Annotated in this window: 18 protein-coding genes; 10 read left to right on the forward strand and 8 right to left on the reverse strand. The window is 67.6% G+C overall.

Annotated features, from left to right (window positions below):
- Nucleotides 1-111: 111 nt before the first annotated feature.
- Nucleotides 112-1218: a glycosyltransferase gene (locus GC106_RS24940; RefSeq protein ID WP_173135358.1), complete on the reverse strand. Its 1107-nt coding sequence runs from the start codon at nucleotides 1216-1218 to the stop codon at nucleotides 112-114.
- 138 nt (nucleotides 1219-1356) lie between these two features.
- Here GC106_RS24940 and GC106_RS24945 point away from each other — a divergent pair, with 138 nt between their 5' ends.
- Nucleotides 1357-3600 (forward strand): PQQ-dependent sugar dehydrogenase, encoded by a 2244-nt coding sequence (locus GC106_RS24945; RefSeq protein ID WP_246366664.1) that lies wholly within the window; start codon nucleotides 1357-1359, stop codon nucleotides 3598-3600.
- Between the two features lie 32 nt (nucleotides 3601-3632).
- On the opposite strand, the gene GC106_RS24950 is transcribed toward GC106_RS24945, so the two are convergent.
- A complete protein-coding gene (locus GC106_RS24950) occupies nucleotides 3633-4517 on the reverse strand; it encodes a TIGR03854 family LLM class F420-dependent oxidoreductase (protein ID WP_173135364.1) in 885 nt (294 codons plus the stop codon).
- Nucleotides 4518-4560: 43 nt separating this feature from the next.
- Here GC106_RS24950 and GC106_RS24955 point away from each other — a divergent pair, with 43 nt between their 5' ends.
- Both GC106_RS24955 and GC106_RS24960 read left to right on the forward strand, forming a co-directional pair.
- Nucleotides 4561-5055 (forward strand): hypothetical protein, encoded by a 495-nt coding sequence (locus tag GC106_RS24955; protein WP_173135366.1) that lies wholly within the window; start codon nucleotides 4561-4563, stop codon nucleotides 5053-5055.
- 51 nt (nucleotides 5056-5106) lie between these two features.
- Nucleotides 5107-6282 (forward strand): MAB_1171c family putative transporter, encoded by a 1176-nt coding sequence (locus GC106_RS24960; protein ID WP_312872824.1) that lies wholly within the window; start codon nucleotides 5107-5109, stop codon nucleotides 6280-6282.
- Here the strand turns inward: GC106_RS24960 and GC106_RS24965 are convergent.
- Nucleotides 6239-6655 carry a helix-turn-helix domain-containing protein gene (locus GC106_RS24965; protein ID WP_173135371.1) on the reverse strand — a complete coding sequence of 139 codons (417 nt, stop codon included), beginning with the start codon at nucleotides 6653-6655 and terminating at the stop codon, nucleotides 6239-6241. The two genes, GC106_RS24960 and GC106_RS24965, sit on opposite strands and share 44 nt — an antisense overlap.
- 950 nt (nucleotides 6656-7605) lie before the next feature.
- On the opposite strand from GC106_RS24965, the gene GC106_RS24970 reads away from it, so the two are divergent.
- Nucleotides 7606-8532: a helix-turn-helix transcriptional regulator gene (locus tag GC106_RS24970; RefSeq protein ID WP_173135374.1), complete on the forward strand. Its 927-nt coding sequence runs from the start codon at nucleotides 7606-7608 to the stop codon at nucleotides 8530-8532.
- A gap of 141 nt (nucleotides 8533-8673) precedes the next feature.
- Nucleotides 8674-9441 carry an SGNH/GDSL hydrolase family protein gene (locus tag GC106_RS24975; RefSeq protein WP_173135377.1) on the forward strand — a complete coding sequence of 256 codons (768 nt, stop codon included), beginning with the start codon at nucleotides 8674-8676 and terminating at the stop codon, nucleotides 9439-9441.
- On the opposite strand, the gene GC106_RS24980 is transcribed toward GC106_RS24975, so the two are convergent.
- From GC106_RS24980 to GC106_RS24990, 3 genes are all read right to left on the reverse strand, one after another.
- Complete coding sequence (locus GC106_RS24980; protein WP_173135380.1) at nucleotides 9395-10570, reverse strand: MAB_1171c family putative transporter; 1176 nt, start codon at nucleotides 10568-10570, stop codon at nucleotides 9395-9397. The two genes, GC106_RS24975 and GC106_RS24980, sit on opposite strands and share 47 nt — an antisense overlap.
- Nucleotides 10563-11084 carry a hypothetical protein gene (locus GC106_RS24985; RefSeq protein WP_173135383.1) on the reverse strand — a complete coding sequence of 174 codons (522 nt, stop codon included), beginning with the start codon at nucleotides 11082-11084 and terminating at the stop codon, nucleotides 10563-10565. The genes GC106_RS24980 and GC106_RS24985 overlap by 8 nt, the downstream gene beginning before the upstream one ends.
- 61 nt (nucleotides 11085-11145) lie before the next feature.
- Complete coding sequence (locus GC106_RS24990) at nucleotides 11146-12615, reverse strand: MFS transporter (protein ID WP_312872825.1); 1470 nt, start codon at nucleotides 12613-12615, stop codon at nucleotides 11146-11148.
- Between the two features lie 88 nt (nucleotides 12616-12703).
- Between GC106_RS24990 and GC106_RS24995 the strand changes: the two genes are divergently transcribed.
- Nucleotides 12704-13108, forward strand: a complete 405-nt coding sequence (locus GC106_RS24995; protein WP_173135386.1) for a MarR family winged helix-turn-helix transcriptional regulator — start codon at nucleotides 12704-12706, stop codon at nucleotides 13106-13108.
- Nucleotides 13109-13238: 130 nt separating this feature from the next.
- Here the strand turns inward: GC106_RS24995 and GC106_RS25000 are convergent, their stop codons facing one another.
- Nucleotides 13239-14165 (reverse strand): extracellular catalytic domain type 1 short-chain-length polyhydroxyalkanoate depolymerase, encoded by a 927-nt coding sequence (locus GC106_RS25000; protein WP_217280908.1) that lies wholly within the window; start codon nucleotides 14163-14165, stop codon nucleotides 13239-13241.
- Between the two features lie 404 nt (nucleotides 14166-14569).
- Between GC106_RS25000 and GC106_RS25005 the strand changes: the two genes are divergently transcribed.
- Together GC106_RS25005 and GC106_RS25010 are read left to right on the forward strand one after the other, a co-directional pair.
- Nucleotides 14570-15553: a PaaX family transcriptional regulator gene (locus GC106_RS25005; protein WP_173135392.1), complete on the forward strand. Its 984-nt coding sequence runs from the start codon at nucleotides 14570-14572 to the stop codon at nucleotides 15551-15553.
- A 284-nt stretch (nucleotides 15554-15837) separates the two neighbouring features.
- Nucleotides 15838-17931, forward strand: coding sequence for a putative bifunctional diguanylate cyclase/phosphodiesterase (locus GC106_RS25010; protein ID WP_312872826.1), 2094 nt, complete (start codon nucleotides 15838-15840; stop codon nucleotides 17929-17931).
- 1 nt (nucleotide 17932) lies between these two features.
- Here GC106_RS25010 and GC106_RS25015 read toward each other — a convergent pair whose 3' ends face one another.
- Nucleotides 17933-18877, reverse strand: coding sequence for a methionyl-tRNA formyltransferase (locus GC106_RS25015; protein WP_173135395.1), 945 nt, complete (start codon nucleotides 18875-18877; stop codon nucleotides 17933-17935).
- 126 nt (nucleotides 18878-19003) lie between these two features.
- On the opposite strand from GC106_RS25015, the gene GC106_RS25020 reads away from it, so the two are divergent.
- Nucleotides 19004-20332, forward strand: coding sequence for a lysine N(6)-hydroxylase/L-ornithine N(5)-oxygenase family protein (locus GC106_RS25020; protein ID WP_173135398.1), 1329 nt, complete (start codon nucleotides 19004-19006; stop codon nucleotides 20330-20332).
- 148 nt (nucleotides 20333-20480) lie between these two features.
- Nucleotides 20481-22297, forward strand: a 1817-nt coding sequence (locus GC106_RS25025) for an amino acid adenylation domain-containing protein (RefSeq protein ID WP_173135401.1), incomplete at its 3' end; no start/stop codon positions are given.

The raw sequence follows: 22297 nt of genomic DNA on the forward strand, positions 1-22297 counted from the left end.
CCGGTGCCGCGCGTGGTCGTCGGTGATGTACCTCAGCTGGGTCTCGGCCATGTTCCACATGACACCAAGACTCGGCGTAAGACCCCCTCCGGCACATTGGGCAACTGAGCGTCAGACGAGGCTTTCGAGCAGGGCGACCGCGTAAGACGCGTCCGGTTGGGCGGCCAGTTCGTCCCTGAGGCGCACGGCGGCCTGCCGGTAGGACGGGTCGTCGAGCACCTCCGCGGCCGTGGCTCGGATCTCCGCCGGTGTGGTTTTGGTGGCGTGCAGGACCTTGCCGAATCCGAGGTCGGCACAGCGTTGCGCGTTGACGATCTGGTCGGCGCCCAGCGGGATCAGCACCGTGGGCAGGCCGTGCGCGAGGGTGCCGGTCATGCTGCCCGAGCCGCCGTGCGACACCACCAGGCTGCAGTTGGGCAGCACCTCGGCCTGCGGGATGAACCGTTCGATCCGCACGTGGCCGGGCTGAGGGCCGAACTTGGCCGGGTCGATGTACGGGCCGACCGTGACGATCAGCCGCCCGGGCAGCTCACGCAGGCCGTCGAGGACTCGCGCGAACAGGTCGCCGGACTCGGTGTTGAAGATCGTGCCGAGGGTGAAGTAGACCGTCGGCTCAGTCGGCTTGGCCTCGACGATGTCGTGGATCCGGATCGTGTGCGCGGTCTCGGGCAGCGGGAAGTCCGGGTGCCGGAGGCTGGGCGGGAACGGCGACAACACCAGGTGGCGGCTGAGCATGCGGAGGTCCGGGTCGGCGGGCAGGCCGTACGCGGCGCGCACGTCGTTCAGCGCTCCGCCGATGACCGACGCACGGACGAAGGAGCCTGAGGCGTTGCTCAGCACGGACGCGTACGGGATGCCGAGCAGTTCGGCGGCGATCATCGCGCCGAAGTCGACCTCGTCGCACAGGATCAGGTCGGGCCGCCAGCCGAGTTTGAGGATGTCCTCGGCGCGGACCCGCGAGGCCCGGTCGGCGAACCCGTCACGCAGGCCGTTGTCCTCGTGTTCCTGGTTCGGCTCGATCAACGGCCGCAGGATGCCGCCGCCGTCGAAGTCGGGCCGCGCCTCCCACGCGCGGAACCCGGCGTCCTCGACGGCTTTGACCATGGTTCGCTGGCAGACGACTTCCACGGTGTGGCCGGCGGTCACGAGGGCACGGGCGATTGGTTCCATCGGCCCCCAGTGGCCGCGCCCACCGACAAAACTGGACATGATGCGCATCCGTCCAGCCTAGGGCTTGTGTGATGCCGACCCGCTGGGTAGCTTCATGTAAGCGATTTCATAGTAAGCGCTTACCATGCCGACGAAGCTCATGGTGGAGTGATCATGCCCCTGAGGTGTCTGATCGCAGCAGTTCCCTTGATAGCACTGATTGTGGCGCCACCGGCGCTCGCCGAGGACGTCCCGATCACGGACCCGATTCCGGAGAAACCGATTACATCCGGGATCGCGCTGACCCTCGACGAGGTGATCACGCTGCCGCGGTCCGAACCCACGCCGCCGGTGACCGACGCGCGCCTGCGCAGGCACGCGCGGATCAACTACGTCGGCGAGGTGCCGGACGGATCCGGCAGATTATACGTACCAGATCTCAACAGCAAGCTCTACCTCGTCCAGGGTGGCCGGTCGGCCGAGTACCTCGACGTGGGCGCGACCGTCGGGCCGGACTTCTTCAACAACCGTGGTCTGGGCAGTGGTTTCGGGTTCGTGGCGTTCCACCCCGACTTCGCGCGCAACGGCCGGTTCTACACGACGCACACCGAGGCACGCGATGCGTTGACGACCAAACCCGCGGACTACAACCAGGCCGGCACGATCGTGATCCAGAGCGTGGTGACCGAGTGGACGGCGAGCGACCCGTCCGCCGGCACGTTCAGCGGGACACGCAGGGAGATCCTGCGGATCGGCTTTACCGGCTTCACGCACGCGATCCAGCAGATCGACTTCAACCCGACCGCGCTGCCCCACCAGGATGACTACGGCAAGCTGTACCTCGCGGTCGGCGACGGCGGCCGCGGTGTGTCCAGCGACGACCCGCAGAACCTGGCGATCCCGCACGGCAAACTGATCCGGATCGACCCGGACGGCCGCGACAGCCCGAACGGCGAGTACGGAATCCCCGTGCGCAACCCGTTCGTCGGCAGGCCAGGCGCGATCGGTGAGGTCTACGCGTACGGTTTCCGTGACCCACACCGGTTCAGCTGGGACACCGTGACACGCAGGATGTACCTCGGCAGCATCGGCGAGCACGATATCGAGGCGGTCTACGAGGTTCGTGCGGGCGACAACTTCGGCTGGAGCGACCGCGAAGGCCCGTTCGTGTTCAAGCGTTCGGACCGCTGCAACCTCTATCCGTTGCCCGACAACGACGCCCAGTTCGGCTACACGTATCCGGTCGCGGCCTACGACCACGACCCGCCGCCCGGCTTCCCGTGCACTTCGGACAGCGGCCACGCCATCGTCGGCGGCTTTGTCTATCGAGGCAAGGACATCCCGGAGCTGTGGGGCAAGTACGTCTTCGGTGACCTGGTCAACGGCAAGCTGTTCTACACCAACGCGCACGAGATGCGTCGCGGCCAGAAACTCGCGCCCTTGTACCAGTTGTCCGTGACGGACAGCTCCGGACGCCCGATGACCATGCAGGACTTCGCGGGCGACCGGCGCACCGACATCAGGTTCGGCACGAACAAGGCAGGCGACCTGTTCGTCCTGGCGAAGGCGAACGGAAAGATCTGGAAGGTCACCGGCACGAAACCGCTGCCGGACGTGTACCCGTCACTGGCCGGAAACCTGGTCGCGCACTACGACTTCGAGCATCCATCAGGGAACCAGGAAGCGGACCGGGGCCGTTCCGGCACACCGATCGACCTGGTCAACGGCGGCCCGGCGGCCCGCGTCGCGGACGGCGCGTACAAGGGCAGCCGATACTCGTTGCAGACCAAACAGGTCGACCCGGCGACGCCCGGAAACGACGACTGGAAGGCAGGAACGTACTCGCAGACCGGAGTCCCGACCCTGCGGGCCTTCAACGGCGTCCAGCAGGCAACGGTGATGGGCTGGGTCAAGATGACCGGCCGGAATCCCAGCCCGAACTCCAACTCCGCGAACCCGGACGACTTCTACAACGCGATCGGCATCGCCGGGGTGCTGTCCGGCAACTCCGACGGCCACGCGGTCCGCGCACTGCTCGAACTGATCCAAGTGGACGGCGTGCTGAAAGTCGTGGCACTCGGCAGAAGGATCGACGGCGGCGCGTCGCAGACCTTCGCGGCCACAGACGACTGGCAGAAGATCCTCCCGCCCGGCGAATGGGTCTTCCTCACGGCGACGTTCGACTTCAACACCGGAAAGATGGCCCTGTACAAGAACGGCGAAGCCCTGCCGGGCTCCTATGTGGTCACTGGTGACCCGTGGGGCGTCGGCACCGGCCAAGGCCCGTACCGCACGTCGCCGACAGACCCGCGCGGCATCAAGATCGGCGGGAGCTTCCCCCAGAACACCAGGGAGGGAAATCCCTGCGACTGCCGGTTCGACAACTTGATGTTCCTGGACAGAGCCCTGGAACCGTGGGAGATCCAGAAGCAGTACGCCCTGACCTCGTGAGTGTTTGCCGGCGTTAGAACACGGACAAACACTCACGAGGGGAGGTCGCGTTCCAGCGGCATCACCTTGGCGGCGAAGTCGTCGAGGAAGGGCCGGATGTGCGGCATCGGACTGGCGGGCCGGATCACGAACTTGGTCAGGCCCGCCTCGATGTACCGCTCGATCAACTCCTGCGCCTTGTCCCAGCCTTCGGGAATCAGGTCGGCCGGGTCGGCGTCGGGTTGCCGGGCCCGCGCCACCTCGGCGAGCGACGGCGGGATTCCCTCGGTCGCCACCGCGATGCTGATGCCGTAGTGGTCCGCCTCGATCTCGCGGCCCGCGGCCGCCGCCGCGGCTTCGATGGTGTGCCGCGCTTCCAGTGCCTGGGCGGGCGTCAGGAAGCTGCCGAGCCAGCCGTCCGCCAGCCTGCCGGCTCGTTCCAGGCCGGGCCGGGCGGAGCCGCCGAACCAGATGTCCATCCGGCGCGGCCGCGGGCTGATCCGGGCCTCGGTCAGGGAATGGAACCGGCCGTGGAACGTCACTGTGTCCTGCGTCAGCAGTAAACGCAGCACGTGCATGGTCTCGTCGAACAGCGCGCCGCGTTGCCCTGACGGTGCGGGGAAGGCCTGGCGTTCCGGCCTGCGAGCCGGTTGCAGGCCGAAGACCGGCAGCACCCGTTTGGGCGCCAGCGCCGCGAGCGACGCCAGTTGTTTCGCCACGTGCACCGGATTTCGTCCCGGCAACACCGCGACGCCCGTGCCCACCTTCAGGTTCCGGGTGCGCGACAGGGCGTACGCCATGCCGATGAACGGGTCGACGTGTTCGGTGAACACGACTTCGGAGAACCACAGTGAATCCGTCCGCAGCGCCTCCGCGTGGTCGATCGCCTCGACGAAGTCCTCGTGCGGACCGAGCCCTACCCCGATACGGATCTTCATGTGTCCATCATCGCCCGGTAGTCTCCGCAACGGGAGGCACGGAATGGGGCAGCTTCGGCGGCGCTGTGAACAGCGTGTGCGTGCACTGGCCGTTCCGCGGCCGTTCGACCTCGTCACGTTCTGTGCTCACGTGGAAGGGCTGCGTGGCCGCCGTCTCGAGCTCAAGCCGATGCCGGGACTGTCCGCCGCCGCTCCCTGCGGGATGTGGCTGTCGGTTCCGGACGCCGACTACGTCCTTTACGAGCCGAACACCTCCCAGTTGCATTCCGAGCACATAATCCTGCACGAGCTCGCGCACATGCTGTGCGATCACAGGTTGAGCATGGACACTTCCGTGCTGCGCAAGCTGATGCCCAGCATCAGCCCGGCGGTCGTCCGCCGCGTGCTCGGCCGCGTCGACTACGCGACCGAGCAGGAGCAAGAGGCGGAGATGCTCGCGTCGTTGATCCGGGGCACCGCGGGCATGCGAGGAGAACGGGACGCCCTCTCGCGGATCACCGAGGTGTTCGGCCCACACACAGGACCTACGCACACATAGGACCCACGCACACAGGACAGGGAGGCTTCGCCACTGAACGCGATACTTCTGGTGTTGCTCTGGGGGTTGGTGGCCGGGTGGGTGCCATCGTTGCGGCGCGGCGTGAAGCAACAGGTGGTGTGGCTGATATTCCTGTCCGTCGCGCTGATCAAGACGCTGGCCGTCGGCTCCGTCGGCGCGGCCGTCGAGGACGTGCTCGGCACCAACGGGGACGTGGTGGTCCAGCATCTGCTGGCGATCGTGGCCGCCGTCAACCTGTTGCGGTTCATCACCTTGATCGCGGACCGGCCGACGAGGTCGTACCACGTGCTGCTGGGACTTGGCGTGGCGGTGGCGTTGATCGTGCTCTTCACGCTCGCCCGCGACGGCGTTCACAGCTCGGCGGAGGAGCTGCTGGCCGAGTCCGAGACCTCGCCCGCGGTCGTCGCGTACTGGTTGGTGCTGGAGGCGTACCTAGGGACCGCGCTGTGCATGGGATGCCTGCTCTTGTGGCGGGTCAGCCGTACTGTGCCGATGAATCTGCTGCGCGTGGGCTTCTGGCTGATGTGTGCTGGGACCGCTCTCAACGCGCTGTTCGCTGTGTACAAGTCCGCGTACATCATCGCGAACGCGGCGGGTGTGGAGCTGCCGACCGGGCTTGTTGCCGCGATCTCCGACGCGATGCTGCCGACGGCCGGGCTGCTGATCGTCAGCGGTGTGTTGCTGCCGGCCAGTAGCTTCGCCTGGGAGCTACTCGGCCTGCGCCTGTCGATGCGGGCACTGGCGCCGTTGTGGCGCACGATGCGGGAAACGTTCCCGGACGTGATCCTGTACGTCTCCGAGAAGCTGCCGAGCGCGGACGGTGTGCTGGCGACCGCCCGGTTGCGGCTCTACCGCACGCTGATCGAGATCCGCGACGGGATGCTGGAACTGCGCGGGTACGTCCCGCCGGAGACGATCGGCGAGGCGCGGGAGTTCCTCGCCGATCGAGGCGTCCACGGTGATCAGGCGGCTGTGCTCGCCGAGGCGTGCTGGATCGAGGTCGCACTGCGCCGCAGACACGCCGGGATGCGGCCGTGCCCCGGTGAATGGGCGTCGATCCCCGGCGGAGCGGACGAACGCGAGGAGGCCAATTGGCTGTCGAAGGTGAGCAAGGCGCGCCGCACGTCGCGGTACCCGGCCCGGTTCGCCGACTCCCACTGGCTCAGTCCGCCTGTTTCATCCCGTTCTCCAGCTCCCACACCTTGAGGATCATGTTGCTGATCGTCTCGCGGCTGCCCGGCGACAGGTCCGCCGCCCGCAGCGCGATCTCGGTCACCCCGGTGTCGCGCAGTGCCACCAGCAGCTCCAGCTCACTGTCGATCTTCCTGGCCTGCTCGTCGTCGAGGAAGTACGCGACCGGGACACCGAAGAACGTGGCCAGCGCGGTCAGGTGCTGGATGGTCGGGTTGTCCCTGCGGCCGGTGCGCAGCTGCCAGATGTAGGTGTGCGAGATCGATATGCCCTGCTGTTCCCGGATGGCCTCGGCCACCGCGCTGTGGCTGTACTCCCCCTGTCCGGCCGGCCGGATGCGCTGGAACAGCCGGTCGAGCTTCTCCGCGATCGAGAACCGCGTCGTCACCTGGCCTCCTCCACCCCCCAGTGGAACCGTAAACACCAGTTGGTCGTCAAATGGTACATCGCAGCTTGCGTTGACGGCGCCGTAACGCTGGTTTACGCTCCGCTCAGCATCCGGACAACTGGGGAATCGATTTTTAGGGGTGCCATGGTCGATGCGGCCAATCGTCTACTGTGGACGCGACAGCGCCGGTCGTCGCGTGGCGTGTTCGGCTCGTCGCTGTCCGCGCTTCCATTATGGACGTCCAGATGAGCGGTGATCGCGAACAGCGACCGGATATGACGCACTGTCAGTGCTCAATGTTGAGTGCACTGCCACCCGGAGTGGTTCCACATCGCACTGTTCCGCTGGTGCGATAGGCCAGTCGGGGGACAACCGGTCCCGTTGCGTGGTTTCCGTCCCATCGTCCGGCCGAGTCAGCGAAGATTCACCGGACCGTCATCACGGATCGATACGTTGACCAGGCTGGGGCGTCGACGGATCCGACAATCAGGCGGGAGGACTTGTCACGTGCTGGTGACGACCACTCGAAGGTCCTCTGTAGAGGGACTGTTCCGGCTGCTGGGAACGGGTCTGGCCGGGGTGTTCCGGGCCGTCGGGGCAGTGCCGGTCGAGGGGGACGGGGGACCATACGGGGGACTTGCCGTCCGCAATTTGCCGAATTTGCGTCTTTCGCCGCTGTGCTACCGAAAAGGAGGGTGGCGCTGGACCAGCCGGCTGTCGGCGGGCAACGGCGTGGCATCCGGGCGGATTCTTTCCGCCACGCTTGTTCCCGGCCGCCGGGCGGGCCATCCTCGAATCTGGCGACCGGGGCGCCACGCCGCAGGTATCTCACTGTGGCTCGCACGCTCTTGTCCACCAGGGAGGCCAGCTGTGCGTTGATCTCTTGACGCGGACGAAGGGGGAAGGAACTCGGCCGGTGTTCATCGGGTCGAATGAGGGTGAGGGCGAGCATGAAGAGCCACAGGCTTGGTGTGGGCGGCCAGGCTGAGATCGGCTACCGGGCATTGCTGACCCGGTCACGATGGCAGCCGGAACGCCTCGAACACGCGTTGGCATGGTCACCGCGACAGGGGGCGGCCGCGCTGGCGGAACTGCGGGACGAAGGGCTGGTGACGAACTCCGCCGTCGAAGCCGGTGCGGTGCGGGCGGTCCAGCCGTGCCTGGCGCTGCCGGCGTTGGCCGCACGGCGATTGTCCGGCGGGCCGATGCCGAGCGCGGCGGCCGTCGAGACGTTTGTTTCACTGCACGAGCAAACCACCGGCAGGCTGGACGACTCGGCGTCCTTGTCCGATATGGACGAGGTGCTCGCGGTCGTGGAGCGCCTGACGGCCAGGGTCCGTAACGAGGTCGTCGTCCTGGCGCCGGTCTACGACCCGCGGTCGTACGAGTTCGCCGAGCACATCGCCGAAGGGGTGCTCCGCCGGGGGGCGGGGTTGCGAGCGCTGTGGCGATCCGACGTCTCCGCGCAGGAATACGCGGTCTGGCTCGGCAAACGCGGCTACACGCCGCGTGCCACCACGAACGTGCCGGTTCGTGCGATCGTGGTCGACGGGCTGGTCGGCGTGGTGCTCAACGAATCCGGCGCGGGCCGGGTCATCCGCGCCGAGGCCGAGCTGCGGTCGTTGATCGCGTTGGCCGACGGGTTGTGGGCACAGAGCGTCGAGGTGAGCCAGGTGCCGAAAGGCAAACCGACGCGGTCGCGTCACGAGCTCGTGTTGCGGATGCTGGCACAGGGACTGACAGACGACGCGATCGCTCGCCGACTGGGGGTGAGCGTGCGCACCGTCCGGGGGGATGTCGCGTCCGCGATGGTGGAGCTGGAGGCCCGCAGCCGCTTCCAGGCGGGCGTCCGTGCCATGCAGATGGGCTTGCTCTAGCTGGGAGACCCTCGTGAGTGTTTATCCGTGTTCTAACCCTGATAACCACTCACGAGTCCATAGTCGACGCTGTGGCCGGGCCGCCCCGCTGATCAGTGCCTTGGTCATGGGGCCGGCGCGGCGTCGATTAGCCTAAGCGACATGAGCAAGCGCTTAGTCGTCATGGGCGACTCCTTTACCGAGGGGGTAGGTGACGACGATCCCGCCTACCCGAACGGAGTCCGCGGCTGGGCCGACCGGGTGGCCGAGCAACTGGCCGCGCACGACCCCGATCTCCGGTACGCCAACCTGGCGGTGCGCGGCAAGCTGATGGGCCAGGTGCTGGCCGAGCAGCTCGAACCGGCCCTTGACATGCGGCCGGACCTGGTCACGTTGTACGCGGGCGGCAACGACCTGATGCGGCCGTCGGTGGACATCGACGCGCTGATGGACGACTACGACAAGGCCATCGGCCGGCTGATCGAGTCCGGCGCGACCGTGGTCGTCTTCACCGGGGTGGACGGCGTCGAGGACGCCCTGTTCCGCAAGATGCGCGGCCGCGTGGCGATCTACAACGAGCACACCAGGGTGATCGCCGCCCGGCGAGGCGCGCTGGTCGTCGACATGTGGGCGATGCGGCAGCTGCGAGACCGGCGGATGTGGGCACCGGACCGGCTGCACCTCAACGCACTCGGGCACACCGAGGTCGCGATCGCCGTGCTGGACGTCCTCGGCGCCACGCATGAGCTGGTCGGCACCGACCTCGGCCCGCGGGCGACGCTCAGCCCGCGCGAACGCCGTCAGCAGAACCTGCAGTGGAGCAGGGAACACGCGTGGCCGTGGGTGCGGCGACGGCTGCGCGGCGAGTCGTCCGGCGATCACATCATGCCGAAACGCCCTGTTCTGTCGCCGGTTGGCCAGTCCGGCTGAGCTTCCGGTACGCGCGGGCGACGTCCATCAGGAACACCGTGTCGCTCTCCAGGTCACGGCCCCCGGCGACAGTGCCGGCCTGGCTGACGACCTCGTCGTCCCGGGTGGGCGCGCCCACGCGTTTCGCCGCGACGGCCGCGGCCAGCATGCTCGCCTCGACCATGGCGTCCGAGGCGCCACGGCCGGCCTCGGGATCGAGGTACGGCTGCAACGCCAGCCGTCCGTCCCGGATCTCGATCACCCTGCGGTACAGCCGGAGTTCCAAGTCGGTGGGCAGCAGCAGGTCCGTGATCGCCGGCCGCGGCGGGACCAGCGCGATCTGGGGCGTGGCCTGGTAAAGCGCGAACCACAGCGGCCGCAGCCGGTGGTAGGTCCGCAACCGCCCGAACCAGTCGAACACCGCGGTCAGGCCGATCTTCGGCGCCCACGTCGGCAACGTCACGCCGACCAGGACGAGAATCGCGGCCAGCAGCGGCGGTATCCGGTCGAGGAACCCGCCGAGGGCCTGGGGATAGCCGATGTCGAAGCGTGCCGCGGCGAAGAACAGCGCCTTGTGCACGTGGTAGAGCAACGCGCACGTGATGCCGACGGCGATGGTCCGCAGGCTCAGCTTGCCGGTGAACGTGCCCGACAGCCGGGCGTACCGCCAGCACAACGAGATGGTCATGGCGAACGCGGGCATCAGCCCCGCCACGAAGACCAGCCAGTACTCGAGCACCCACGGCTCGGCGGCGTACCGGCCGGCGAACCGGACGTCGTCGACCGGAGTGTCCGCCAGGGTGAACAGCACGGTGATCGTCACCGCGACGGCCGTTGGCCACCACAGGTACCTGAGTGGACGGACGGTCCTGGATTCGTTGAGCCCCAGCATCAAGATCTGCGCCGACCACGCCACCAGCAGCATCGACAGGTGCGAGACGAGCCTGCCGAGGTTCGGCACCCCGGCGATCTCGCCGATCAACCGGTACGGCACGGGCGACATGGCGGTGAGCGAACAGGCCAGGCTCACCAGAATGAACCAGATGGGATAACCGGCTTTGGTCTTGCGGCGCGTGCGGTCCACCAGCTTGGCCGCGACGAACGCCCACGCCAGGATCGCCGGGCTGTAGAACCGGATGACGTCAATCATGGCGCGGTTTGGGCCAGTCGAACACGGCGTTGATGCGGTCGGCGACGTCCGTGGTCTCGCGGTCCGGCGCGGCTTCCCGTTGGGCACGCTGCCGGATCAGCGACGCGAGCAGTTCGGCTTCCTGCTCCTCGACCGCGCCGTACGTGGTGCGGCCCAGAATCCGTTCCACCATCGCGGGATCGAGGTTCGGCATCAGCAGCCGCGTCAGCTCGTTGGCCGACAGCCGCGCGGGATAGTGGTCGCACAGCACGTGGCTGAGCTCGTGCAGGATGATGTGTTCCTGGTGCGGCGGTGTGGTCGTGGCCTCGTAGAAGAGCATGTCGGCCTGGTCGGTGGCCACCCAGAGACCCAGGACCCCGCTGTCGCCGCCGTTCATCGGGTTCAGCGTGATGGGCCGGCCGCGCCGCCGTGCCACTCGTCGACACAGAGTCCGGGCGTCGAACGGTTGCGGCAACGGCAAACTGCTCGCCATCGCCTCGCACCGGCGGCGAATCTCCCGGAAACTCGCGCTCACCCCAGCAGGCTACCGAGAAAGTCCCTCGTGAGTTGCCACCCCACGAGGGACGTCACCGCGGTCAGGCGTTGGCGAATTCCGGTTCGGCGGCGGTCACACGAGCCTTGTTCTCCTTGCGGGCGGCGACGATGCCGGTGAGGGCGACGATCACGCCGACCACGGCGATCCCGGCGACCACGGCGAGGCCGGGGAAGTAGCCGGCGAGCAGCTCGTCCGGGGTGACCTGGGTGGTGTGCGTCTCGTTGGCCGAGATCACGGCGGTCACGATGGCCAGCCCGATCGCGCCGCCGACCTGCAACGACGTGTTCAGCAGGCCGGACGCCAGGCCCTGCTCCTCGTCCTTGACCCCGGCCGTGGCCTGGATGTTCAACGAGGTTATGGACAGCGCGCATGCGACGCCCAGCAGCACCATGCTCGGCAGCACGACGCCGATGACGTTCGGCGAGACGTCCATGCCCAGCATGAACCCGTAGCTGCCGACCAGCGCGACGATGCCGAGCATCAGCAGGCGAGGCGTGCCGAAGCGGTCGACGATCTTGTCCATCTTGGCCGAACTGGCGGCCACGATCACCGCGGCGGGCAGGAACGCCAGCGCGGTCTCGATCGCCGACCAGCCCAGCAGCCGCTGCATGTACTGCATGACGATGAACTGGAAGCCGACGTACGACCCGAAGAAGATCATCGCGCCGAGGTTGGCGCGCACCAGCGATCCGGACCGCAGGATGCCCAGCCGCACCAGCGGGTGGCTGCTGCGCCGCTCGATCAGGACGAACGCCGTGAGCAGCACGACGACCAGCACGAACGAGATGATGGTCACCGGGTTGGCCCAGCCGATCTCCGGAGCCTGGACGATCGCGAACACCAGCAGCAGCATGGCCGCGGTCGAGGTGACCGCGCCGCCGACGTCGTAGCCCTGGCCGTTGCGCTCCGGGCGGCCGTCGTCGGGCACGAACTTCAGCGCGGCGATCAGCACGATCAGGCCGACCGGACCGGGCAGCAGCAGCGGCCAGCGCCAGCCGATCTCGGTGAGCAGCCCGGACATCACCAGGCCGAGGGAGAAACCACTCGCGGCGCAGACCGCGAAGATGCTCAGTGCCCGGTTGCGTGCCGGGCCTTCGTGGAACGTAGTGGTGATGATGGACAAAGCGGCCGGCGCGGTGAAGGCCGCGGCGACGCCCTTGATGAACCGCGCCGCGATCAGCAGCTCGGGGCTGCTGACCAGGCCGGCGGCCAGCGAACCGACGGAGAAGACGGCGAGCGCGACGAGCAGGACCCGTCGCCTGCCCAGCAGGTCCGCGGCCCGTCCGCCGAGCAGCAGCAGGCCGCCGTACCCCAGGATGTACCCGCTGACCACCCACTGCAGGGCAGCGGTGGACATGTTCAGGTCCTCACGGATGGCCGGCAGCGCGACGCCGACCATGGAGACGTCAAGAGCGTCGAGGAACACGACGCCACACAGCACCACGAGCGTGCCCCACAAGCGCGGTCCCCAGCGCACATCCGAGGTGGAAGTAGTCGTTGACTCGATCACGCCGGTCACTATCGCATGCACGCGCATACGATGCAAACGCATTTGATGACTTTGCATTAAATGCAGCTGCAGTGGTAAGGTGCCCGGTATGGCCGCCGACGCTGACCGGCCGCTCGTCTGTGAGTGGCGGGATATGTTGTCCTTGCACGCGCGTACCTGGTGTGCGCTCGAGCGTGAACTCAACGAGCGGCATGGCCTGGGTGCCAGCGAGTTCGAGCTGCTGGACCGCCTGATCGAGACGGACAAGCCCAAGTGCCGGGTCCAGGAGCTGTCCGGTGACATCCATCTGAGCCAGAGCGCGTTGTCGCGCCTGATCGCTCGTCTGGAACGCGACGGCCTGGTGACGCGGGGCATGTGCGCTGAAGACCGCCGCAACATCTTCGTCTCGCCGACCGAAGCCGGACGTGCCCGCCATGCCGAGGCCGTGAGCACGCATCGTGCGGTCCTGGCGGAGGTCTTCGCGGCCAATCGTCAACCGCTGATCGTCCGCTGACTGCCTGCCGTGCCCCGAAAGTCCTTTGTGGACGTGCTCGTGGCTCTCGCCGGGGGTCGCCTTGTGGGCACGCCGGTCACCGCCGTGTCCGGCCCGGCGCGGTAAGGCAGCCGAGCCGGACACGGGTCGTTCACAGGCCGAAGAACGCGATGGCCTGCGCGGCCATGCCGCGGGACGGCAGGCTGTGCCCGGCGCCCTGGATGCTGTACGCCTCCACCTGGACGGTGCCCGAACCGTCGGCGTAGCGACCGCGGTTCCAGTTGGGCTGCGGTGTGTCCGTGGAGGTCGGGGTCTGGCTCAGCCCGAACACGTTCGTCCACTGCTCGATTTCCTCCTGCAGCAACGAATACGGCACGAGTGTGTCGGCGGTGCCGTGCCACAGTTGCATGCGCGGCCGTGGACCGGTGTAGCCGGGATATGCCTGCCGTACCGCGTCTCCCCACTGCTGCGGGGTCCGGTTCATGGTTCCGCCGGTGCACTTGCTGCGCCCGGGTGGGAAGTCCGCCGCGTTGGCGAAGCAGTTGAAGGGCACGCCCATGAACGCGGCGCCTGCCTTGAACACGTCCGGGTAGACGGCCAGCATGTGGTTGGTCATCATGCCTCCGGAGGACGAACCGGTGGCGAAGACCCGGGCCGGATCGCCGTTGTGCTGTCGCTGGGCGTAGGTCACCATCGACACGATGGAGACCGGGTCGCTGCCGCCGCCGCGGCGCTTGGCCGCGGCCGACCAGGTGTCGAAGCACTTGCCGAACCCAGCCTCCTGCTGGGCACTCGGGTAGATGACGACGAACCCGAGCCGGTCGGCCAGCGAGGCGAACTCGCTGCTGGCGTGGAACCCGGGGCCGGAGCCGCCGCAGCCGTGCATGGCCACCACGACGGCGGGCCTGGCCGGCCGGGAGTCCGGCAGATAGATGTGCATGCGCATTCCGCCCGGGTTGTCGCCGAAGTTCGTGATCTCGGTCAACGACGCCGCGGCGGCCGGCGTGGCCAGGGGAACGGTGAGACCGGCCGCGGTCAGCGACGCGACCGCGGCGACGATGAGCTTTCGTTTGATCATTCGCATTGTCGAACACCTTCGTTCCGCGCGGAAAACGCTCGCAGGTCGGCGCCGGTGCGTGCGTGGCCCGCGTCGCAGGGATGGAGAAGTACACGTGGTGCCCACCGGCAGGCCGCGTCAGTCGGCCAGTCGGCGCGAGGACATGACAGTCACGGAGGCGAGCTGCCTCGTCCTGGAGCCGCGACAGGTACCGGAGACGAAGCCGGTATCGACGGCTGTGCCCGGCCCAGGCGATGACCATCAGTGACAGTTAGCATGTACCCGGGACCGGAAAGTGTCAACCCAGTGTTTCGGTTCACGAAAGACCTTGTGCGGCAAGTGATCGCGCGAATCGGCCGGATGGATCGAGTGCCGTCTACAGTCAGGTGTCAAACGTCCGCCTGAGCGTTGCCGGAGCCGTCGCTGTGACCAGCCCGTACGACATCGAGGAGATCTTTCCCGGCGATGGGGCCGGGACGGTCCGTCTTCCCCGGGCACAGACCGGTAGCGCGCCGCAGGGTCTGGCCCTGACATTGCTGGCCGACTACACACTGTCCACGCGGGCTTCGCTGCCCTCGGCGGCGATCGTGGCCCTCCTGGCCGAGAGCGGGGTGAGCCACGCCGGTGCCCGGGCCGCCATCAGCCGGCTCGCCCGGCGCGGCGTGCTGGAAGGCGTCCGGCAGGGGCGCAACAGTTTCTACCGGCTGACCGCTGCCGCGGCGCTCGCGTTGGCCACCGGCGGCAAGGCGATCGTCTCCTCGGCCGCCGGGACGAAGACCTGGGACCAGCACTGGACACTGATCGCTTTCTCGCTGCCGCAGGACGAAGTCGCCCAGCGGCGTGAACTGCGCAGCCGCCTGCGGTGGCTCGGCTACGCCCCGCTGTACGACGGCCTCTGGATCTCGCCGCGTGACCTCACCGAACACGCCAGAACACGATTGACCCGGCTCGCCTTCGGCACCATGACGGTGTTCCGTGCCCGGCACATCGACCTCGGCTCGGCCATCGGCCGCGATCCTCTCGACGCCTGGGACACGACCGCCATCGCCGAGCAGTACGAATCCTTTGTCCGACGGTGGGGTCCGCTGCCGCGCCGGATACGGGCCACCCGGGTCACCGGTGCCGAGGCGGTTCGTGCCCGTACCGAAGTCATGGACAGCTACCGTCGTCTGCCCATCCTCGACCCGCAGTTGCCCATCCCGCTGCTGCCGCCCGGATGGCTGCGAGAGCCGGCCCGGGACCTGTTCATCGAAATCTACGACGGCCTCGCCGCGCCTGCCGCGCGCCACGTTCGGGCCGTGGCGAGCAGGTTCACCGCCGACAGCCTCGCCGGTATCCGTGCTCACACAGTCGCCGACCTGCTCGGCGGCATGTCGGAGGTTCGCCAAGCCGACGAGTCCACTGCTTGACGGACGCGATCGGCTGTGTCGTGGCAACAGCGTCGGGTTGCTCTCCAGTCGGACGGCCGACGCCCTCGGTGAACTCCCGGTGGGTGACCGTGTTGGTGCGGACGGTGATTGTTCGTCTTCGTGACCTGACAGCGGCGGAACAATTCTGAGGAAGATCGAATTGTTCACCGACAATCAGCGTCTGATCGCTTCGGGTAGTCGCGGGGGTCCCCCGATTGGCCCATTCGATTGAACGCTGAACCAATGTGTGGCGAGGCTCGCGTGACGATCGGTAGGCTTTTTCGGTGCCTCAGCGCGAGTCGCTCTCGCCGCTCCCGGATGATTCTGATGTCGCCGTCGGCGATGCCATTCGTGAGCGATACAAGCTTGCCCGGAAATGGGCGTACCAGCTGTGCACGTCCACATACGTGCCGTTGTCGCAGAGCGAGCTGGAGGAGCAGCTGCAGGACATGATCGGCCGGCTCGTGGCGGCACTGCGGGCCGATCCGGCCGACACGTCGGTCGCGGAGGAACTGACCGGCCGTCTGGTCGCGATGAACTGTGCGCACACGGTGTGCCTGCGGTGCACTGTGGACGTTCTCGGCCGCGGTTTGCTGTCGAGTGAGCAATTGCGGGACGTCGACCGGCTCGGCGAGAAGGTCGTCTCGCTGCTCGGCGCGTTCGCCGCCAGTTATACCGAGTCCATCCGCCAGTCGGTGTTACGCCAGCAGGAGGAAGTCGAGCAGGCGCTGATCCTGGCGGTGCGCGACGCGCGGTGGAACCTGAAAGCCAGTGAGGCCCGGTTCGACAAGGTCGCCACGTGTTCGTCGAGCGGCATTGTGATCACCGACCTGGACGGCCGGTTCATTCGCGCGAACCATTCCTTCGGGCAGATCGTCGACTACACCACGGCCGAGTTGGCCAAACTCTCCTTGTTCGACCTCGTGCACCCGGACGAAGCGCCGTACGTACGTGAGTCGTACCAAGCCGTGCTGAATGGTGAGCACGAGCGCTTCCGGCACGGGCAGCGCCTGGTCCGGCAGGACGGTGAGCTGGCGCGTGTGTCGTTGACCGCGACTGTGCTGCGCGACGGAGACGACCAGCCGCGGCAATTCGTGACCGTCGTGGAGGACGGCACCGAACTGAAGCTGTTGCAGAACGAGCTGAGCCGCCAGGCGCTGCACGACGTGCTGACCGGCCTGCCGAACCGCCAGTTCTTCACCACGAACCTGGAAAGCATGCTGCGGCGGGCTGATCCGGCGTACGGCGTGACGCTGTACCACCTCGGCCTCGACGCGTTCTCGCTGATCACCGGCGGTCTCGGCCGCAGGACCGGCAACCTGTTGCTGATCGCCGTGGCCGAGCGGCTGAAAGCCGTGCTGGCCGGCGAGAAGGCCATGATCGCGCGGTTCGACGGCGACGAGTTCGCGATCGTGGTGGAGAACTCGCCCGCCACGCCGGACGTGATCACCATGGTCAACGCGATCAACGACGAACTGGCCGAGCCGGTGTACATCGAGGAACACGGTGTCGCGGCGACCGCCAGCATCGGTGTGGTGGATCGCCCGCCGCGCACCATGGATCCGGCCGAGTTACTGCGCGCGTCGGACATGACGTTACGGCGCGCCAAGAACAACGGCCGCAGGCAGTGGGAGCTGTTCCATCCGGAGCAGCACCAGCGGGACCGCAGGACGTTCAACCTCGCCGCGACGATGCCGGGAGCGTGGGAGAACGGCGAGCTGACGGTCGGCTACCGGCCGATCGTGCGCCTGGCGGACAAGGAAATCGTCGGCACCGAAGCGGTTCTGCGGTGGGATCACCCGGAGTACGGCCTGCTGTACGACGACCGGTGCACGGAACTGGCCGAGGAGACGGGACTCATCCTCGCTCTGGGGCCGTGGTTGCTGCGCACGGCGTGCGAGCACCTGCGGTGGGACCGGGCGACGCCGCTCAGCGTGAACCTCACCGCGCAGCAGTCCGCCGACGGCGACCTGGTCGGTGCGGTCGGCAAAGTGCTGCGGGAGACCGGGATGCCGCCGGAGCGGCTGTGGCTCGGCATGCCGGTCAAGGCCCTGCTCGCCGACAAGGGCGAGGCCATGGACAACATGCGGGCGTTGGCGGACAACGGGGTCCGGACCGTCGCGGTGGATTTCGGCGGGACTTCCGGCGACATGGTGTGCGTGGAAGACCTGCCGTTACGGGCGGTCCGGATCGCGCCGTGGCTGACCGCGCGCGAGCCCGTTCCCGGTTCCCCGGTCACGCACTCGTTACTGGACCTGTCCAGCCTGGTGCACCTGTCGGGCGCGCAGGTCGTCGTCGAGGGCGTCGACTCCGAGGAAAAGGCCCAGTGGTGGCGAAACGCGGGAGCGGACTACGCGCAGGGAGCCCTGTTCTCCTGACTCAGGCTGACTTCAGATAACCGCCCATGGTCTTGAAGAAGTCAGTCGCCGCGTACTCGGTGTCGTCCTCGGTACGGACCCGCTCGATGACCAGGCCACGGTTGCGGCCGGTCCGCGCGTCCGCGCCCGCGACGATCACCACACCGTCGCCCTCGCGGATGAAGACCCGGCCGGGAGTGCCGCCGTAGCAGGCCTTCGACACCGACGCCTTGATCACCCGGATGCGTTCGCCCTTGTAGAACGTGAAGGCGTTCGGGTACGGGTCGGACTGCGCCCGGATCAGCCGCTCGATGTCCTCGGCCGGCCAGGTCCAGTCGATCCGGCTGTCCTCAATGGACCGTTTGTGGAAGAAGCTCGCCTTGCTGCGGTCCTGCTTGACCAGTTCGGCCTTGCCGGACGCGATCAGCGCGAGCGCGTCGACGGTGATCGAGCCGATCATGCCGACCGTCCGGTGGAACAGGTCGGTCACGGTGTCGGCCGGGCCGACCGGAGTCGCGCGCTGCAGCACGATGTCGCCCGCGTCGAGGTCCTCGTCCATCATGTGGGCGGTCAGGCCGACCTCCTTCTCGCCGTTGATCAGTGCCCAGATCAGCGGCGAGAAACCCGCGTAGGCGGGCAGCAGCGAGTCGTGGATGTTGAGGGTGCCGTGCGGGGGCAGGGTGAAGATCTCCGGCGGCAGCCAGGTGCGCCAGTTGTTCGCCACGATGATGTCCGGACTGGCGTCCTTCAGCCGCGCCAGTAGCTCTTCGTCATCGGGACGGTTACGCAGGAGCACCGGAACGCCGTTCTGCTCGGCGAGATCGGCGACCGAGTCGGACCAGATCTTCTCGTAGGCGTGCTCGCTCTTGGGGTGCGTCACCACGAGCACGACTTCGTGCTCGGAGTCCAGTAGCGCCTGCAAAGTGCGGTGGCCCCACGTCTGGTACCCGAACATCGCGACCCGCATGGGTCCCCCTTCTGTCATGGAGTGACTTCGTTGAGCGACGAGCGTCACCCTCGAATGTAGTAGTTGAGCCTAGCCTTAGTTAGGTTAGGGTGACCTTGCATCTGGTGGACCAACGATGGGACGGGTATGTCGGAACCAGTGGTCTATGACATCGTCGGCGTCGGCTTCGGGCCGTCGAACCTGGCGCTGGCCATAGCCCTGACCGAGTACAACGAACGGGCTGCCGAATCATCCGGCACGGGACCCGTCTCGGCGCCGATCACCGGGCAGTTCCTGGAAAGGCAGCCCGCGTTCGGCTGGCACCGGGGCATGCTGCTCGAGGACGCCACCATGCAGGTGTCGTTCCTCAAGGACCTGGTCACCATGCGGGACCCGACCAGCAGGTTCAGCTTCCTGTGCTACCTCAAGGCCCGCGACCGGCTGGTCGACTTCATCAACCACAAGAACCTGTTCCCGCTGCGGATCGAGTTCCACGACTACTTCGAGTGGGCCGCCGCGCAGGTGGACGACCTGGTCGCGTACGGGCGCGAAGTCGTCTCGGTGACGCCGGTGCCCGGCGGCGAGTTCTTCGACGTGCTGGACTCGGCCGGGCAGGTGCTGCGGGCCCGCAACATCGTGCTGGCCACCGGGCTGCGGCCGGCCCTGCCGGAAGGCGTCGCCGGGGACGACCGCGTCTGGCACAACAGCGAACTGCTCGCCCGGATCGGCACGGTCACCGACCCCAAGCGGTTCGTCGTGGTCGGCGCCGGGCAGAGCGGCGCGGAAGTCACCGCGTTCCTGCACGAACGTTTCCCGCAAGCCGAAGTCTGCGCGGTCTTCTCGCGCTACGGCTACAGCCCGTCCGACGACAGTTCCTTCGCCAACCGGATCTTCGACCCGGCCGCGGTCGACGAGTTCTACACCGCGCCGGAGCACGTCAAGCAACGGTTGATGGGCTACCACGCGAACACCAACTACTCGGTCGTCGACATCGACCTGATCGACGAGTTGTACCGCCGTGAATACCGGGAAAAAGTTCAGGGCGCGCAACGGTTGCGGCTGTTCAACGTGGCACGGCCCGCGCAGGTCGTGCGCATGGACGACGGCGTGCGGGTCACGGTCGAGACGCTCACCACCGGCGAGCGCACCGTGCTGGACGCGGACGTCGTCGTCTTCGCCACCGGCTACCTGCCCGCCGATCCGGTCGGGCAGCTCGGCGACGTCGCCCAGTACTGCCTGCGTGACGAGCAAGGGCGGCTGCGCGTGGACCGCGACTATCGCGTGTGGACAGACCCGGCCATCCAGTGCGGTGTCTACCTGCAAGGCGGAACCGAGCACACCCACGGCATCACGTCATCGCTGTTGTCCAACACGGCGGTCCGGGTCGGCGAGATCCTGCGGGCGATCGTGTCCCGGCGGATGGACGTGCCCGCCGGGCAGCCGGAACTCGTCGTGAGCGGCGTCCCGTCGGAATGAACAGGGGGTAGACGTTCGCGACCGTGCCCAGCATCCCGTCCGTGCCCGACCGAGCGCTGCCCCTGGACTCTCCCCGAAACACGCTCTCGCGAGCGGTTCAGCATCCCGCTTGCGAGAGCGCCCGAACCTTCCGTAGAGGATCGCCCCGATGTCGTCAACCTGGCCGGAGCTCTTCGCGGCACGTGTACAGGCCGCGCCCGACGCTGTCGCCGTGGTGTTCGAAGACCAGTCGCTGACCTACGCCGAGCTCGACGCGCGAGCGAACAGGCTGGCCAACCGGTTGGTGGCGGCGGGCGCGGGCCCCGAACGCCTGGTGGGCCTGGCCGTGCCTCGGTCGATGGAGATGATCATAGCCGAGGTGGCGGTGCTGAAGAGCGGCGCCGCCTATCTGCCGATCGACACGGACTACCCGGCCGACCGCATCTCGTATCTGCTCGACGACGCCCGCCCGGTGTGCATGGTCACGGTCAGCGAGCTGGCCGCTGATCTGCCTGCTACCGCACCGCTTGTGCTGCTGGACGACCCGACGACGTGGTCCGGGCCGGATCATCTGCCCGCGCCGGACATCCAGGCGACGAACGCGGCATACGTGATCTACACGTCCGGTTCCACCGGCCGGCCCAAGGGCGTGGTGCTGTCGCACACCGGCGTGGCCAAGCTGGTCGCCACCCAGACCGAACGGTTCGGCATCGGCCCGTCCGACCGGGTCCTGCAGTTCGCGTCCCCGAGTTTCGACGTGGCGTTCTGGGATCTGTGCCTGGCCTTGTTGTCCGGTGGGCGGCTGGTGGTGGTCCCGGCCGGGCGGCGGGTGCCCGGTCCCGAGCTGACCGAGTACATCGATCGCAACGAGATCACGTTCATGATCCTGCCGCCCGCGTTGCTCGCCGCGTTGCCGCGCGAGTTGTCACTGCGGCCAGGCGCGATCCTGTTGGCGGGCACCGAAAGGGTGTCGCCGGAGCTGGTGGCGCGGTACGGGCGCGACCGGCGGATGTTCAACGCCTACGGGCCGACCGAGGCGACCGTCAACTCCACCCTGGGTGAGTCGCATCCGGACAAGGTCCAGGGACCCGTTGTGCCCATTGGCATCGCGGACCCGATGACGACGGCCTACGTGCTGGACGAGCGGCTGCGCCCGGTCGGCGAGGGCGAGCTTTACCTGGGCGGGCCGGGGTTGGCGCGTGGTTACCTCAACCGGCCGGCCCTGACTGCGGAACGGTTCGTGGCGGATCCCTTCGGACCGCCGGGAAACCGGCTGTACCGCACCGGGGACCTGGTCCGGGTCAACTCCGAGGGGGCACTGGAGTTCCTCGGCCGGGTGGACGACCAGGTCAAGATCCGGGGGTACCGGATCGAGCTCGGCGAGGTCGAGTCCGTGCTGGCCGAACACCCCGGCGTGAGCCAGTCGGTGGTCGTCGCGCGGGAGGGCGAACTTGTGGCGTACGCGGTCGCGGCGCCCGGCCGGGACGAACACGCGGAGCACGATCACGTCGAGGAGTGGCGTGAGCTGCATGAGGATGTGTTCGCGGAGGCTGCTTCGGGTGGTCTTGAGGAGAATTTCACGGGGTGGAACTCCAGTTATGACGGTTCGGAGATCCCGTTGGGGGAGATGCGGGAGTGGCATGCGGCCACGATCGAGCGGATCAGTGCGTTGCGGCCGCGCCGGGTGTTCGAGATCGGTGTCGGTAGTGGTCTGATTCTGTCTCGGATCGCGCCGTTGGCGCAGGAGTATTGGGGTGTTGATCTGTCGCCCAAGGCGATCGCCAATTTGCGGCGCGAGCTTGGTGACGATCCACGGATTCACCTGGACGCCCGGCCCGCACACGACCTCGGTGACGTGCCGAGGGAATACTTCGACACTGTCGTGATCAACTCGGTGGCGCAGTACTTCCCGAGCGTCAGCTACCTCACCGAAGTGATCAGGGAGGCGTACGGTCTGCTCGCGCCGGGCGGCACGATCTTCCTCGG

The sequence above is a fragment of the Kibdelosporangium persicum genome (assembly GCF_013280595.1).
Classification (GTDB): domain Bacteria; phylum Actinomycetota; class Actinomycetes; order Mycobacteriales; family Pseudonocardiaceae; genus Kibdelosporangium; species Kibdelosporangium persicum.

Excerpts from the sequence above, each read along its gene's own strand:
- GC106_RS24940 (WP_173135358.1), bottom strand. The coding sequence starts at position 1,218 with ATGCGCATCATGTCCAGTTTTGTCGGTGGGCGCGGCCACTGGGGGCCG.
- GC106_RS24950 (WP_173135364.1), bottom strand. The coding sequence starts at position 4,517 with ATGAAGATCCGTATCGGGGTAGGGCTCGGTCCGCACGAGGACTTCGTC.
- GC106_RS24955 (WP_173135366.1), top strand. The coding sequence starts at position 4,561 with ATGGGGCAGCTTCGGCGGCGCTGTGAACAGCGTGTGCGTGCACTGGCC.
- GC106_RS24970 (WP_173135374.1), top strand. The coding sequence starts at position 7,606 with ATGAAGAGCCACAGGCTTGGTGTGGGCGGCCAGGCTGAGATCGGCTAC.
- GC106_RS24975 (WP_173135377.1), top strand. The coding sequence starts at position 8,674 with ATGAGCAAGCGCTTAGTCGTCATGGGCGACTCCTTTACCGAGGGGGTA.
- GC106_RS24980 (WP_173135380.1), bottom strand. The coding sequence starts at position 10,570 with ATGATTGACGTCATCCGGTTCTACAGCCCGGCGATCCTGGCGTGGGCG.
- GC106_RS24995 (WP_173135386.1), top strand. The coding sequence starts at position 12,704 with ATGGCCGCCGACGCTGACCGGCCGCTCGTCTGTGAGTGGCGGGATATG.
- GC106_RS25000 (WP_217280908.1), bottom strand. The coding sequence starts at position 14,165 with ATGATCAAACGAAAGCTCATCGTCGCCGCGGTCGCGTCGCTGACCGCG.
- GC106_RS25015 (WP_173135395.1), bottom strand. The coding sequence starts at position 18,877 with ATGCGGGTCGCGATGTTCGGGTACCAGACGTGGGGCCACCGCACTTTG.
- GC106_RS25020 (WP_173135398.1), top strand. The coding sequence starts at position 19,004 with ATGTCGGAACCAGTGGTCTATGACATCGTCGGCGTCGGCTTCGGGCCG.